Source organism: Lysobacter xanthus (assembly GCF_047159895.1).
Genome location: NZ_BAAGAB020000001.1, coordinates 222,164 through 235,865, shown reverse-complemented (window position 1 = coordinate 235,865; position 13,702 = coordinate 222,164). Strand labels below are relative to the sequence as shown.

At 66.8% G+C, this 13,702-nt stretch carries 14 protein-coding genes; 7 read left to right on the top strand and 7 right to left on the bottom strand.

The genetic code is table 11. The features are described from left to right. Positions 1-65: 65 nt before the first annotated feature. From ACY35P_RS01140 to ACY35P_RS01130, 3 genes are read left to right on the top strand one after another with little or no spacing between them, the layout of a single operon-like run. Positions 66-1,028, top strand: a complete 963-nt coding sequence (locus ACY35P_RS01140; RefSeq protein WP_462113977.1) for a UDP-glucuronic acid decarboxylase family protein — start codon at positions 66-68, stop codon at positions 1,026-1,028. Beyond that, a complete protein-coding gene (gmd, locus tag ACY35P_RS01135; protein WP_462113976.1) occupies positions 1,025-2,083 on the top strand; it encodes a GDP-mannose 4,6-dehydratase in 1,059 nt (352 codons plus the stop codon). The genes ACY35P_RS01140 and gmd overlap by 4 nt, the downstream gene beginning before the upstream one ends. Beyond that, a complete protein-coding gene (locus tag ACY35P_RS01130) occupies positions 2,067-2,984 on the top strand; it encodes an NAD-dependent epimerase/dehydratase family protein (RefSeq protein WP_462113975.1) in 918 nt (305 codons plus the stop codon). Before gmd ends, ACY35P_RS01130 begins: the two co-directional genes overlap by 17 nt. A gap of 39 nt (positions 2,985-3,023) precedes the next feature. On the opposite strand, the gene ACY35P_RS01125 is transcribed toward ACY35P_RS01130, so the two are convergent. From ACY35P_RS01125 to ACY35P_RS01110, 4 genes are all read right to left on the bottom strand, one after another. Beyond that, the gene (locus ACY35P_RS01125) at positions 3,024-3,416 is read right to left on the bottom strand and encodes a DUF948 domain-containing protein (protein ID WP_462113974.1); all 393 of its coding nucleotides are present in this window, start codon (positions 3,414-3,416) and stop codon (positions 3,024-3,026) included. 284 nt (positions 3,417-3,700) lie between these two features. Further along, positions 3,701-4,165, bottom strand: a complete 465-nt coding sequence (locus tag ACY35P_RS01120; RefSeq protein ID WP_462113973.1) for a hypothetical protein — start codon at positions 4,163-4,165, stop codon at positions 3,701-3,703. Between the two features lie 348 nt (positions 4,166-4,513). Then, positions 4,514-5,026 (bottom strand): hypothetical protein, encoded by a 513-nt coding sequence (locus ACY35P_RS01115; RefSeq protein ID WP_462113972.1) that lies wholly within the window; start codon positions 5,024-5,026, stop codon positions 4,514-4,516. Beyond that, positions 5,023-5,439 carry a hypothetical protein gene (locus tag ACY35P_RS01110; protein ID WP_462113971.1) on the bottom strand — a complete coding sequence of 139 codons (417 nt, stop codon included), beginning with the start codon at positions 5,437-5,439 and terminating at the stop codon, positions 5,023-5,025. The genes ACY35P_RS01115 and ACY35P_RS01110 overlap by 4 nt, the downstream gene beginning before the upstream one ends. 630 nt (positions 5,440-6,069) lie before the next feature. Here ACY35P_RS01110 and ACY35P_RS01105 point away from each other — a divergent pair. Then, positions 6,070-6,594 (top strand): hypothetical protein, encoded by a 525-nt coding sequence (locus tag ACY35P_RS01105; RefSeq protein WP_462113970.1) that lies wholly within the window; start codon positions 6,070-6,072, stop codon positions 6,592-6,594. Between the two features lie 352 nt (positions 6,595-6,946). Here ACY35P_RS01105 and ACY35P_RS01100 read toward each other — a convergent pair whose 3' ends face one another. The 3 genes from ACY35P_RS01100 to ACY35P_RS01090 all read right to left on the bottom strand — a co-directional run bounded on the left by ACY35P_RS01100 (position 6,947) and on the right by ACY35P_RS01090 (position 10,105). Further along, positions 6,947-8,149 carry a serine hydrolase domain-containing protein gene (locus ACY35P_RS01100; RefSeq protein ID WP_462113969.1) on the bottom strand — a complete coding sequence of 401 codons (1,203 nt, stop codon included), beginning with the start codon at positions 8,147-8,149 and terminating at the stop codon, positions 6,947-6,949. Between the two features lie 91 nt (positions 8,150-8,240). After that, entirely contained in the window at positions 8,241-9,419 is a 1,179-nt protein-coding gene (locus ACY35P_RS01095; RefSeq protein ID WP_462113968.1) for a sensor histidine kinase, read from the bottom strand. Then, positions 9,416-10,105 (bottom strand): response regulator transcription factor, encoded by a 690-nt coding sequence (locus tag ACY35P_RS01090; RefSeq protein WP_462113967.1) that lies wholly within the window; start codon positions 10,103-10,105, stop codon positions 9,416-9,418. Before ACY35P_RS01090 ends, ACY35P_RS01095 begins: the two co-directional genes overlap by 4 nt. A gap of 110 nt (positions 10,106-10,215) precedes the next feature. On the opposite strand from ACY35P_RS01090, the gene ACY35P_RS01085 reads away from it, so the two are divergent. Genes ACY35P_RS01085 through ACY35P_RS01075 form a run of 3 tightly spaced genes read left to right on the top strand, consistent with a single transcriptional unit; the run spans position 10,216 to position 13,702 of the window. Further along, a complete protein-coding gene (locus tag ACY35P_RS01085; protein WP_462113966.1) occupies positions 10,216-12,138 on the top strand; it encodes an LTA synthase family protein in 1,923 nt (640 codons plus the stop codon). After that, positions 12,138-12,911: a phosphatase PAP2 family protein gene (locus ACY35P_RS01080; RefSeq protein ID WP_462113965.1), complete on the top strand. Its 774-nt coding sequence runs from the start codon at positions 12,138-12,140 to the stop codon at positions 12,909-12,911. Before ACY35P_RS01085 ends, ACY35P_RS01080 begins: the two co-directional genes overlap by 1 nt. After that, positions 12,908-13,702: a COG4705 family protein gene (locus ACY35P_RS01075; RefSeq protein WP_462113964.1), complete on the top strand. Its 795-nt coding sequence runs from the start codon at positions 12,908-12,910 to the stop codon at positions 13,700-13,702. Before ACY35P_RS01080 ends, ACY35P_RS01075 begins: the two co-directional genes overlap by 4 nt.

Sequence of the window (13,702 nt, the reverse complement as noted above, 5' to 3'; positions counted from 1 at the left end):
GCGCATCGCACACCGATGCCGTCCGGACATGATTCACGCGATGCACTCAAATGGACGCGGGCCCGATGAGAAACTACGAAGCCAGGAAACGGATTTTGGTCACCGGTGGCGCCGGCTTCCTCGGCTCGCACCTGTGCGATCGCCTGCTGGAACGCGGCGACGAGGTCGTGTGCGCGGACAACCTGTTCACCGGCAGCAAGCGCAACATCGAACACCTGCATGCCAATCCGCGCTTCGAGTTCATGCGACACGACGTGACGTTCCCGCTGTACGTGGAAGTCGACGGGATCTACAACCTCGCGTGCCCCGCATCGCCGGTGCACTACCAGCACGACCCGGTGCAGACGACGAAGACGTCGGTGCATGGCGCGATCAACATGTTGGGCCTGGCCAAGCGCCTGCGCTGCCCGATCTTCCAGGCGTCGACCAGCGAGGTCTACGGGGACCCGTCGGTCCATCCGCAGCCGGAGGCCTACTGGGGGAACGTGAATCCCATCGGGATCCGTTCCTGCTACGACGAGGGCAAGCGGTGCGCGGAGACCCTGTTCTTCGACTACCAGCGACAGCACGGCGTATCGATCAAGATCGCCCGCATCTTCAACACCTACGGCCCGCGGATGCATCCCAACGACGGCCGCGTGGTGTCGAACTTCATCGTGCAGGCGCTGCAGGGCCAGCCGATCACCATCTTCGGCGAGGGACAGCAGACGCGGTCCTTCTGCTACGTCGACGACCTGATCGACGGCTTCCTCAAGCTGATGGACACCGAAGACGGCTTCACCGGTCCGGTCAACCTCGGCAATCCCGGTGAGTTCACGATTCGCGAACTGGCGGAGAAGATCATCCAGTTGACGGGCTCGAAATCCAGGATCGAGTTCAGGCCGTTGCCGTCGGACGACCCGTTGCAGCGGCAACCGGACATCTCGCTCGCGCAGAGCAAGTTGGACTGGACGCCGACCGTGCAACTGGACGCCGGCCTGCTCAAGACGATCGCCTATTTCGATGAGCTGCTGGGGTGTTCCAAGTGAGCGCACGCCCCGACGCGGCCGCGAAGACCGCGGTGATCACCGGGATCACCGGGCAGGACGGCGCTTACCTGGCGCAATTGCTGCTGGAGAAGGGCTATCGCGTGGTGGGCACGTATCGCCGCACGAGCTCCGTGAACTTCTGGCGGCTACGGCACCTGGGCGTCGCGGCGCACCCTGCGCTGGAGCTGGTCGAGCACGACCTGGTCGACCCGGGCTCGTGCCAGCGGCTTCTGCAGCGCCATCGGCCGCAGGAGATCTACAACCTCGCGGCGCAGAGCTTCGTCGGCGTGTCCTTCGACCAGCCGGTCAATACCGGCCAGATTTCCGGCCTCGGCGCGGTGAACATGCTGGAGGCGATGCGCGCGGTCGACCCGTCGATCCGCTTCTACCAGGCCAGCACGTCGGAAATGTTCGGCAAGGTGCAGACCGTCCCGCAGGACGAGTCGACGGCGTTCTATCCGCGCAGCCCCTATGGGGTCGCGAAGCTCTACGCGCACTGGATGACCGTGAACTACCGGGAGTCCTACGACATGTTCTGCGTCAGCGGGATTCTGTTCAATCACGAGTCCCCGCTGCGCGGCCTCGAATTCGTGACGCGCAAGATCACCGATGCGGTGGCCCGCATCCATTCGGGCCAGGCGGCCCTGCTGGAGCTGGGCAACCTCGACGCGGAACGCGACTGGGGATTTGCCGGCGACTACGTCGACGGGATGTGGCGGATGCTGCAGACCGAACGCCCCGGCGACTACGTGCTTGCCACCGGCGGCGTCGAGACCGTGCGCGGCTTCGTAACGATGGCGTTCGGCGTCGTCGGCCGCACGCTGGCATGGGAAGGCGAGGCGGAACGCGAGTTCGGGCGGGATGCGTCGACCGGCGAAGTGCTGGTCCGGGTGAATCCGCGCTACTACCGGCCCGCCGAAGTCGAACGGCTGCAGGGCCGTGCCGACAAGGCGCGGCGCGAGTTGGGCTGGGCGCCGCGAACCTCGCTGTCGCAGCTGTGCCGCATGATGGTCGAAGCGGATCTGGGCCGGGTCGCCGATGGCCGGTCCTACTAGCCGGGTCCTGCTGACGGGAAGCCGCGGTTTCACCGGGCGGTATGTCCGCAAGGCGCTGCTCGCTCGGGGCTACGACGTCGTCGGCCTGATCAACGACGGCGAGGCCGGGCCCGACGAACGCACGGCCGACATCACCAGCGCCACGGCGATGCGCGACCTCGCGAGCGACGTCGCTCCGGATTACGTCATCCACCTCGCGGCGATCACCTTCGTCCCGCACGCCGATGCCGAGGGCATCTACCGGACGAACACGCTCGGGACGTTGAACCTGCTTGAAGCGCTCGCGGCCCTGCCGCGTCGCCCGAGCCGGGTGATCCTCGCGAGCAGCGCCAACGTTTACGGCAACGCCGCAGCGGAGTTCATCGACGAGGCGGTTCCACCGGCGCCGCTGAACCACTATGCCGCCAGCAAGCTGGCGATGGAGGCGGTGGCCTCCGTGTATCGCGACCGGCTGGCGTGCGTCATCACCCGGCCGTTCAACTACACCGGGCCCGGGCAGGCATCGCAGTTCCTGGTTCCGAAGATCGTCGACCACTTCGCCGCGCGCGCAACCCGCATCGAGCTCGGCAACCTGGATGTCGAGCGTGACTTCCTCGACGTCCGCAGTGTCTCGTCGATCTACGCGGCACTGCTGGACAGCGCGAACGTGGACGGAGGCGTCTTCAATGTCTGCTCCGGTCGCGGCACGACCCTGCGCGCGATCGTGTCCAGGCTCGAGGCCATCACGGGCCACGCGATGGACGTGGCGGTCAACCCGGAATTCGTGCGTCCCAACGAGATCCGGCGACTGGTCGGAAGCAACGACCGCTTGCGCGCGGCGGTGGGGGAGTGGCCCGACTACAGTCTCGACGAGACGCTGCGCGACATGCTCGCGGCTGCGGAAGCGACGGCGCGGACCTGAGCCTGCGTCGCGGAGAAGCGACGTGGCGAGTTCGTCTCCTCATCCTGTCGGACGTCGGGCAGCGATGCGCGGCGCTACCGAATACCGCGGGGTGTCGATCGGCGGACGGTACCCGGGATGACCCGGCGACCCGGACCGCTGCCGGCTCCCGATCCAAGGCGGTTCGATTGGTCCGTCCATGACGTCAATGACGTGATGCATGAGGTCATTGACGTCATTTGCGACGTTCTGGACGTCATGCGTCGGGTCAAGGACGTCGTGAACGAGGTCGCCGACGTCATGGGTGAGGTCGCCAACGTCAGTTGGGAGGTTTCGGACGTCAGCGGCGAGGTCCGGGACCTCGTGCGTGGCGTTCTGGATGTCGGTGGCCGGGTCGGGGACCTCGCGGGCGAGGTCTCGGCCGTCGAGCGCGGCGGGTTGCACGTCGCTCACCGGATCCCTTTAGAAGCGTTTCGTGCGCTGGCGCGCCCGAGTCACTTTTCTTTGCTGCTGCAAAGAAAAGTAACCAAAAGAAAGCAGCTTCCCCGAGGAATCTACAGCTCCCACGTGTCGGGTTCTAGCGATCGCCACACTCGGCCTCCTGCCTCGGGTGGCGACGGCCGACGTCCTGTCGGCCGCCCTTCGGGTCTCACGTTGCTGTCCCGTCGTCGAGGCAGAGAAAAAGCCCACTCCGATTCAGGGTCATTGAGCTTCGACCCTTTCTTCTACTGCCGTGCCTACGGCAGCTTCTTCGCGGGGATCGCCAGCAGCGGTCCTTCGTAGTACAGGTCATGCTCGTACGGCTGGCGTACGTCACGAATCTCGATCGTCAACTGGGGCTCGATGGCGACGGCAGCGGAGACAAGCGCGCAGACGTGTCCATTCGGCTCGACGACCGGCTTGAGCAGGACGTCCAGCTGCGTCGGTTCCCCGCGGCGCAGGCGGATGTCGACATAGCGGGCGTCGAAGCCCGCGGCGGGCAGTGGGCCCTCCACGCAGATGCGGTGGTGACGGAAGACCGGGTGGTCGTAGAGGACTTCGCGGGTGACCTTCGCGTCCTCGACGCGGTGCGTGGTCAGGAAGTTTTCAGCCGGCTGCGTGTAGGGCGGCGGCTCGGCACCGGCGGCGCCGGATGTGGACAGGACCGCAACTGCGGTCAATGCGAAAGGGCGGGCTTGCCGCAGCGTGCTGATGAAGCGCATGGATGCTCACGGTGTTGCGGCACGTGGGCCGGCGGTCCAGATGCGAACGGGTGGGGTCGGGCCATGGGGTTCAGCGCTCCCGGCTCAGGGCTGGAGAGCGTTTCGTGCGCTGGCGCGCCCGAGTCACCTTTCTTTGCTGCTGCAAAGAAAAGTAACGAAAAGTAAGCAGCTTCCCCGACGAATCTAAAGCTCGCGATCGAGTGAGTCTGCCGCCATCGCCACACTCGGCCTGCTGCCTCGGGCGACGACGGCGCGTGCTGTGCGCCGCCCTACTGGTCTTCGAATACTGTTTGACCGGCATAGGCGAGGAAAAGTGCACGCAGACGCCCGTCTCCCTACGCTTGCTGGCTATTCAGACCGAGTAGACCGCACCTGAACATCTGCCACGCCGTCGTAATTTGATGGCTTCACCGCATCGGTGGGCGCGCGCGACAGCACCGCCACCAAAAGTGCCACTGCGGACGCGACAGGCAACCAGGTTTTTGCAACTCGCAGGAACCAGCCAGTTAACTCAATCTCAACCGTAAATGGCCAAGGGTGGCGTGCGTTCGAAAACTGTGTGTGTTCCGCATCCCACCGGGAGGGATCGTTCTCGCACTCAATGTAGCGCTCGAAATGCGCCTCACTCATTCGCTTTGCGCCTACCAGCGAAATGAATAACGAAAGAAACACCAGCGCGATCGAGAAGACCGCCCAAGAGTTTTGTCTGATGCCTTGCGCATTTTCAAAGCAGGCCCAGTTGGCCGCGATGACAGCGACCGACAAATGAAAGCTGCTCTCGGTAAGCCGGCCGGACCAGTAGTTGTAACCCTCTTCAACGGCGATTAATGCATCACGCCCACTGCCGTAGCGCGGGGTCACGTGCTTCGGCCCCCTCCCGGTCCGCGTCCCGCGCTGCTTTTGCGAGCTGCAGCCCGCTTCACACCTTCAATCTTTTTTGCGGCCCTCTTGGTTGCAACCTTCTTCGTCACAACCTTCTTGGCAGCAGCCTCGCGGGTTGCGGTCGTGTTGCCAGCAACCTCTCTATTCGCAAACTTTTTGGCCGCAACCCTTTTGGCTGCAATCTTCTTGCCCGTAACCTTCTTGCTTACGGCTCTGGATCTCGTGATCTCGCCGGCTTGTTTCGGAGCACACTTTTCGGGTGCTCGCCCGGCTGTGCTGTCGAGTACCGTCGGCTTGCGCGCGTCGCGCTGGGTTTTCCCGACCACAGTAGTCGTCGCGTGTCCCCCACGCGAAATGCCCACCCGCCTTTTTGCCGGTGTCTTCAGCGGCATATTGGTCCCCTATCACAGGGCGGACCTAGAGTTGCCGGTTCGCCCTGTGGGTTCGGCCAAAAGCCTCAAGTGAAGAGGCCGACCCACCAAGGCGCCACGATTACGAGTGCGTCCGACGGCTATCGATCGGCAGCCTTAAGGCGCTACTTTCCTCGGCAGCGTCGGCCATATGGCGATAGATTCCTTCGACCTGCGAAAATGCCCTAGAAAAAAGCGGGTTCTTAGGCTGTTGCCATTGCAAGTCACTTCGTAAGCCTTACAGCGTGAGGTCGTGCACGCGGCAGCGCTCATCGATCAGTCGGGTGCGTGTACCGATCGGACGGATCACCAGCACCCGTCGAGGCTGACCGCGGCGCTGATGTCGATCATGTCTCCTTCCGGCCAGCAGCAGACGTTTCCGCCTGGGCCTGCCGCCCCAGCACAGGCGCACGGTTGCCCGCCTGACATGACTGCGCCTGCATCATCCGGTGCCTGCGCACGACGGAACGTGGACGGTTAACCCCTAGGACGGTGGCCGGCCGTTGGAGGACCATAGAGGTCCGAGGGAGCATTCCGGCGACGCGGTGAGCGGAACGCGGGCGTCGACTCGATCCGGACCGGCACTGTCCATCGACTTCCTGGAGACTAACGATGCCGACCATGTTTGCGATGGCGCTGCGCGTGGCCCTGTCCGCGCTATGTCTTCAAGCATTGCCTGCCGAGGCACGCAGTCCATCAGCCGACTGGGCAGGAAGCTATATCGCCGGTTCCGGAAAACTCATGCTGTATCCCACAGGTAAATTCGACTACGACGGCAGCAGCAGCGGCAATTGCTTCCCCGATAACGGTGGAGACGTGGGTTTTGTCGAAGCCTTCAGCGGCCGCTATCGCATGAAGGGCGGCTGGATCGTGCTCAAGCCGGAGACTCCAGGCTATATCGGCGGGTGCAGCGGTATCGCCCTAAGGCTGTTCGCCTACCGGGTCGGTGCGCGTCGCTACCTGTTCGACGAACACTACCTGCGCCGCATCGCCCACGAGGTTCGGCGAGGTGCGGATCCAAAGGTCTACTACCCTTGGCACACCGCGGGCGAACCTGCCGAGTTAACCCGTGCCGCGCGCGCGTGGCTGCCTCCGCCGTTCGCGCATATGGCGACGACGCGGCCACCGTCGGGATAGGTCATCGCCATCGGCCCTGTGCAGAAACGCACGTTGTACGGCGCTGCGGGGCGTATCGAGGGCGAGCAGCTCTTCGCGATTCTCACCTTGAACTTCGGCCGCAACCAGGGCGCATTCGAAGGTATGCCGATCTGCGTGCCGGGCACCCCCCCCACGTTGTTACTTCAGTCCGCGGCTGAAAACACCTCGACGCTGGGTTGGGTGTGGTCAACGACGGGGGCGGGGGCACCCGACATCGGGCAGCTTTTCGAGTCCGCGTGTAACGACAGCGCGTAAAGCACTCATTAGCCGCTTACCGGAACGACCGCTGCGGGTCGAAAGCAGGCATCCCGACCAGCGAATAACTGGAAAATTAGTTCCGCACCGCGGCGACCACCTCTTGTACGAACCGATTGACGGCAACGCCCGTCGGCACCTCGTCATACGCGCCGGCGGCCGTCACGATCGCCAGGTCGCGCTCGGGGATCACGAAGAGTCGCTGCCCGCCATTTCCGAATGCGGCATCCCACGCAACGCGGCGGCCTTCCCACATCGTAGTTCCTGACCACCAGTGCCCGTGGTAGCGAAAATCGGCGACGTCTGTCGCCAAGCCTGGCGCCCAGGAGTCTCGTAGCCACTTCGCAGTCACGAGCTGCCGGCCGTTCCATCGCCCATCGGCCAGCACAAGTCGTCCGAACTTCAGCAGATCGCGTGGCCGAAGGCGCAATCCGTTGAAGGCCATTGGGCGGCCGTGCAGATCGCGCACCCACTCCCAGGAACGGATGCCCAGCGGGGTGAACAGGCGCGCATTCGCGAATTCGTCGATCGGCAGGCCGGTCCGATCAGTGATGATCTGCGCCAGCAATGCCGTGCAGCCGCCGCTGTAGTTGAACGTCGTCCCCGGCTCGACCGCCATCGGTCGGTCGAGCACGTAGCCGGGCAGGTCCTGCTTCCAGAACAACCTCAGCTCGTCGTTGATTCCGATTCCGCCTCCCTTCCAGGAGAGCCCGCTAGTCACATCCAGTAGGTGCCGAACACGGATGCGGCGCTCGTTCGCTGATGCTGCCCCCTTCAGCTGTGGGAAAGCGTCGCCAACGAAGGTGGCCGGGTCCGGCGCGTTGCCCTCCGCCAAAGCGATGCCGTACAGCAGGCTGGTGACCGACTTTCCGACCGAGCGGACGTCGTGAATCGTCGCCGGACCGAACTCCTGCCGCACCGACAGCAGCGAATACACCGACCGGTCCCGCCCGCCCTGATACGCATCGGCGACGAGGCGGCCGTGGCGTTCGACGAGTACGGCGTGCACGTTGAGCCTTCGGTCGAGCAGGCGCTGCATCGCATCCAGCAATTCGCGATCGTCCAGTCCTTCGGCCGCGGGGGTCGAGCGCGCCCAGCCGTCATCCAGCGCGACAGGCGTGGGGCCCGTGCGCGCACCGATCGGGCGCAACCATGCGGACCAAATAAAGATCGCCAGCGCGGCGAGGCCCAGCGCCGCGTACGCCTGCACTCGCCGAGAACGAAGCTTCATGAGTGATTGAAGGCCAAGGCCATTTCGCGAATCGTAGGCGCGTTGCACGTCCGCTATCCGCTAGTATCGGACATCCAGTCCCGGCCAGACGGGCCGTGTGCGCATCGACGTGTCGACAGCAGCCCGCGAACCAGCCCGTTCAGCGTTCTTCGCCGCCATGTCGCGGGGCAAGCACGATCTGGCCAAGGGTCGCGCTTACTGCCCAGCCGTTCAGCTCGGCGAGACGCGAAACGATCGGCGATATCGGAGGATGCGGGTACTCCTCGCTTTCGGCAGCCGTCGATGACGCCCATCCGATCCGGATCGAATCACGCATCACGGTGGCGGTGACCGCTACATCCCTACGGCTCAGCTGTCGAAGCACGAGCCTGAGAAGGAGCGGCAGTTCGGCTCCCGCCAACAGGGGCGCCGTCGCTTCGGGAACGATGACGTGGACGGGTGCCGCGGGCGACACGTCGCGGGCTGCTTCGTTGACCATCGCCGCCAAATCACAGGGGACGCAGCGCACCTCTCGCCGCCGCGCGACGGCGAGCAACGCCTCGGTCAGGTCGCCGAGTTCACGGACGCCGCGGTCCAGCCGTCCGAGACGTGTGCCTTCGGATGCCGCCAGCACCGGGTCATCAAGAAGCACTTCCGCGACCCCGCGAACCACTGCGATCGGCGTACGCAGTTCGTGGCTCGCGTCCGCGAAGAACGCCTGCTCGCGTTCGTCGGCTGCGGCGAGGCGCGCCTGGTAATCATCGATGGCCCGCGCGAGGCGCCCGAGTTCGTCGTCCGGCGCATGCGCGGCGAGGCGCGTCCGTGCCGGCGTGCCATGAAGCCCTTCCACCGCCGAGGCCAGATGGCGGAGCGGACGCAGGGCGGTCCCGGCCAGCCACCACCCGACGAGTGCCGACAGCGCGACGCCCAGCGAGACGAAGCCCGCGAGCCAGGCATGGAGGTGCAGCTCGAGGCGCTCGATGTCGGACAAATCGATCACCACGCGAAGGCGCCCGGCGCGGGTGTCGAACACGCCCGCATGCTGGCCTTCGTACTGCAGGTCCTCGTACATGCCGGGCGGCAGGCGCGCGAGCCATGCCGGCGCGTCGTCGCGATAGCCCGCGAGCCGCTGCGTGCGCGGCAGTGCGGCGGGCAGTCCGTTGTCGACGCGCAGGACGTAGTCGTCCACCTGGCCGCGCAGCAGCTCGCGCGCGAGCACGGTCTCGTAGTCCTCGGTGACCACCAGCACGGCCGCCACCAGCAGGCCGCAGACGGCGAGGCCCAGTGCCGCGGACGCGAGCGCGACGCGACGCCGCAGCGAGGCGGGTGCGGGCCTCACGACAGGATCCTATAGCCGACGCCGCGCACCGACGCGATCAGCGCGCGATCGAACGGGCGGTCGACAAGGTTGCGCAGCTCGTACATCTGCTGGTGGAGGGCAGGCAGGTCGGCATCGCCATCGTCCCAGCCGGCGGCAAGCAGGCGTTCGTGCCCGACGATCGCGGGTGCGTCGGCGAGCAGCGCGTCCAGCAGCCTGCCCTGCGTGCGCGTGAGCGGGATCTCGCGCCCCGCGCGCGAAGCGGTCATGGTGCGGCGGTCGTAGTGCAGCTCGCCGGGCGCCTGGCGCCGCGTCGCACCGGAGAAGCCGCGCTGCAGCGCACGGATACGTGCCTCGAGCTCCTGCAGCGAGAACGGCTTGACCATGTAGTCGTCGGCGCCCTCGGCGTAGCCGCGCAGCTTGTCCTCCAGTGTGTCGCGCGCGGTGAGCATCAGGATCGGCACGCCGTCGCCCGCCTCGCGCAACTGGCGGCACAGGTCGAGCCCGTCGAGCCGCGGCAGGCCGAGGTCGAGCACGATCACCCGGAAGCCGCCTCGGCGCGCCCTCGCGAGTCCGCTGGCGCCGTCGGCGCAATGGTCGAGTTCGTAGCCGCGACGTTCGAGGTAGTCCCAGATGTTCGCGGCGATGTCGTGCTGGTCCTCGACGAGGAGCACGCGCGCGGGGGCATCGGGCGTTGCGGGAGGCATGCCGGTAGCCTGCCATGAACGGCGTCCAGCGCTTAACGGCCGCCTGAGACGCACCTGAGGCGGCTTTACGCGCCGCCGCCCAGGCTGGCGTTTTGGCGACCGGCGGCGCGATGTTCTCGACGATTCCGGGGCGATGGCGCCCCGTGGTGTGGTGGTCCTGCACCTTCCTCGCGATTCAGACGCTGGTGCGGCTGGTGCTGCGGATCGACATCGGCCATGCGATTCCGGCAGGTGTTGCCGATGCGAAGCTCTTCGCGGTCGGCTTCGCGTACGACGTCGCGACGCTCGCCTATGTCGCGCTGCCGCTGGTGCTGCTGGCGGCCGTGGTGCCGTTGCGCGGACGTCGCGGCCGCGTTGGGCGGTTCGTGCTGGAAGCGATGTGCGCGCTGCTGCTGCTGGGCCTGCTGTTCGTGGCGGTGTCGGAGTGGACGTTCTGGCAGGAGTTCCAAGCGCGCTTCAACTTCATCGCAGTCGACTACCTCGTCTACACCACCGAGGTGATCGGTAACATCCGGCAGTCGTATCCGGTCGGCCTGCTGCTCGCCGGCATCGCCGCGAGTGCAGCGCTGCTGCTGTGGGCGACGCGCGGGCTGCGCCGGGTGCAGGGCGAGCCGGCGACCGCGCTGCAGCGCATCGCCGTCCCCGCCGGCTGGGCGCTCGCGGCGGTGGCGGTGTCCGCGCTGGTGAGCGCCGACCTGAAGGATCGCGGCAGCAATGCCTATGCCGACGAGCTGGCCGGCAACGGCATCTACCAGTTCTTCGCCGCCTACCTCAGCGCATCGCTCGACTTCGACCGCTTCTACCGCACCCTTCCCGATGCGGACGCCGAGGCCGAAGTGCGTCGCAGCGTGGCGACGCCGGATGCGACCTTCCTTGGCGTCACCGGGCTCGATCGCACGATCCACAACCTTGCCCCCGAACGCCGGCTCAACGTGGTGCTGATCAGCGTCGAGAGCTTCTCGGCGGACTATTCCGGCACCTATGGACGCAAAGACTCGCTCACGCCCCAGCTCGACGCGCTGACGTCGCGCAGTCTCGTGTTCACCAACCTCTACGCCACCGGCACCCGCACGGTGCGCGGGCTGGAGGCGTTGTCTCTGTCGGTGCCGCCCACGCCGGGCGAGTCGATCGTCAAGCGCCCGCACAACGAGGGCCTGTTCACGCTCGCCCGCGTCTTCAACACCAAGGGCTACGCGTCTGAGTTCCTGTACGGCGGCTACGGCGCCTTCGACAACATGAATGCCTACTTCGGGCACAACGGCTATGCGGTGCACGACCGCACCGAGATCCCCGACGCGTCGATCCACCACGAGAACATCTGGGGCGTGGCTGACGAGGACCTGTACTCGATGGCGCTGTCGCGCTTCGACCGGGCGCATCAAGCCGGAAAACCCTTCTTCGCGCACGTCATGACGACGTCGAACCACCGCCCCTACACGTTCCCCGCCGGGCGGGGCCCGTGGCCGCAGAAACAGCGCGAGAGCGCCGTGCAGTACACCGACTGGGCGATCGGCGATTTCCTGCGCCGCGCGCGTACGCATGCGTGGTTCGCGGACACCGTGTTCGTGATCACCGCCGACCACTGCGCCTCGAGCGCGGGCAAGGCCGCGCTGCCCGCCTTCCGCTACCACATCCCGCTGTGGGTCTACTCGCCGCGCCATGTGGCCCCCGGGCGATTCGACGGGCTCGTCAGCCAGATCGACCTGCCGCCCACGCTGCTCGGCCTGCTGGGCTTCGACTACCGCAGCCGCTTCTACGGCGTGGACGTCTTCCAGCAGGCGCCGGACCGCGCCCTGATCGGGACGTACGAACTGCTCGGCCTGATCCAGCACGGCCGGCTCGTGCAGCTCGCGCCACACCGGCGCGTGACCACGCTGCAGCCGGCGATGCGCGACGACCTGCCGCAGCCTGCCGCCGCCGACGATCCGCGCCTCACGCTGCGCGCCGTCGCGCTATACCAGCACGCCGCCCACAGCTTCGCCAATGGCGGCATGCGCGACTTCGATGCGCCGCCGCCGATCGCGGTGAAATGATGCACGCCGCGCTGAGGGAAGCCGCGGAGCTGTCGGCCGTCGTGCTGGGCCTGTTCGCCGCGCTCTCGGTGCTCAGCAGGCGGCACGACCGCTGGGCCGCGGGCTTCCATCGACGCCGCGTGGGCCTGCTGCTGCTGGTGGCCGCGGCGGTGGTGCTGGTGGAAGTGACGGGCGAGGTGCTGGGCCAGCACAGCACCGCCATCGACCGCAGCATCCTCCTGGCCATCCACGGCGCGGTGCCTGCAGGCCTGTCGCCGCTGTTCGACGTGGCGACGCAGAGCGGATCGTCGCACTGGATCGTGCCTTGCGTCGCCATCGCGGTGGCCCTGCTGCTGTGGCGGCGGCACCGCTTCGAAGCCCTGCAGCTGGCGACGGTCACCGCCGTCGCCGGCCTCGTCATCTACGTGGCGAAGACTGCGGTCGGCCGCGCACGCCCCGACCTGTGGTCCACGCAGTGGTTCTGGGGATCGAGCTTCCCGAGCGGCCACACATTGAGCACGGCGGCGGTGGCGACCGCGGCCTGCCTCGCCGTGGCCCGCGTGCGACCGCAGGCACGCCGGCCGGCGACGGTGCTCGCGATCGTCTGGGTCGGGCTCGTGGGCCTCTCGCGCCTCGTGCTCGGCGTTCACTGGCCGACCGACGTGATCGCCGCGGCCTGCGCAGGGCTGCTGCTGGCGACCGGCGTCAACGGCCTGCTGGCGTGGATCGGCCATCGCAGCGGCCGGCTTGCGCTGCCCGCACCACCGGCTTCCCGAACGGATGTCCAACCATGAACCGGAGCGTCGAACACGCCCTGAGCAAGGTGCCCGCCATCACCCTTGCGTTCTGGATCATCAAGATCCTCGCCACGACCCTCGGCGAGATCGGCGGGGATGCGGTCACGATGAGCTGGCTGGGCGAGACCACGCCGGAGGCGGGCGGCGCGGGCGTCTCCGGCTACCTCGTCGGCACCGCGATCTTCGCGCTGGTTTTCGGCGCCGCCGTCGCTGTGCAGATCCGCGCCCGCCGGTTCCATCCCTGGCTGTACTGGACCACGATCGTCGCCAGCACTACCGTCGGCACCACGCTCGCCGACTTCGTGACGCGCGCGCTCGGCATCGGATACACCGGCGGCTCGACGCTGCTGCTCGGCCTGCTGCTGGCCGCGCTGTTCACCTGGTACCGCAGTACCGGCACCATCGCCGTCGACAGCGTGCGCGATGCGCGGTCCGAACTCTTCTACTGGCTCACCATCACGTTCTCGCAGACGCTGGGCACCGCGCTGGGCGACTGGGTGGCCGATACGCAGGGCCTGGGCTACACCGGCGGCATCGCGATCTTCGGCGGCCTGCTGGCGCTGACGGCGCTGCTGTACTTCACGACGCGGCTGTCGCGCACGGCGCTGTTCTGGGCCGCATTCGTGCTGACGCGACCGTTGGGCGCGGTGGTCGGGGACTTTCTCGACAAGCCGCATGCGAAGGGCGGACTGGAGCTGAGCCGCTACACCGGTTCGGCCGTGCTGCTGGTCGCGATCGCGTTGTGTGTCGCGCTGTTTCCGCAGCGGGCAGCGGAGCGGGGGCACTGA

Bases quoted from the DNA above. Each gene is read 5' to 3' on its own strand.
- ACY35P_RS01140 (WP_462113977.1), top strand. From the start codon at position 66: ATGAGAAACTACGAAGCCAGGAAACGGATTTTGGTCACCGGTGGCGCC.
- ACY35P_RS01130 (WP_462113975.1), top strand. From the start codon at position 2,067: ATGGCCGGTCCTACTAGCCGGGTCCTGCTGACGGGAAGCCGCGGTTTC.
- ACY35P_RS01120 (WP_462113973.1), bottom strand. From the start codon at position 4,165: ATGCGCTTCATCAGCACGCTGCGGCAAGCCCGCCCTTTCGCATTGACC.
- ACY35P_RS01110 (WP_462113971.1), bottom strand. From the start codon at position 5,439: ATGCCGCTGAAGACACCGGCAAAAAGGCGGGTGGGCATTTCGCGTGGG.
- ACY35P_RS01105 (WP_462113970.1), top strand. From the start codon at position 6,070: ATGCCGACCATGTTTGCGATGGCGCTGCGCGTGGCCCTGTCCGCGCTA.
- ACY35P_RS01090 (WP_462113967.1), bottom strand. From the start codon at position 10,105: ATGCCTCCCGCAACGCCCGATGCCCCCGCGCGCGTGCTCCTCGTCGAG.
- ACY35P_RS01085 (WP_462113966.1), top strand. From the start codon at position 10,216: ATGTTCTCGACGATTCCGGGGCGATGGCGCCCCGTGGTGTGGTGGTCC.
- ACY35P_RS01080 (WP_462113965.1), top strand. From the start codon at position 12,138: ATGCACGCCGCGCTGAGGGAAGCCGCGGAGCTGTCGGCCGTCGTGCTG.
- ACY35P_RS01075 (WP_462113964.1), top strand. From the start codon at position 12,908: ATGAACCGGAGCGTCGAACACGCCCTGAGCAAGGTGCCCGCCATCACC.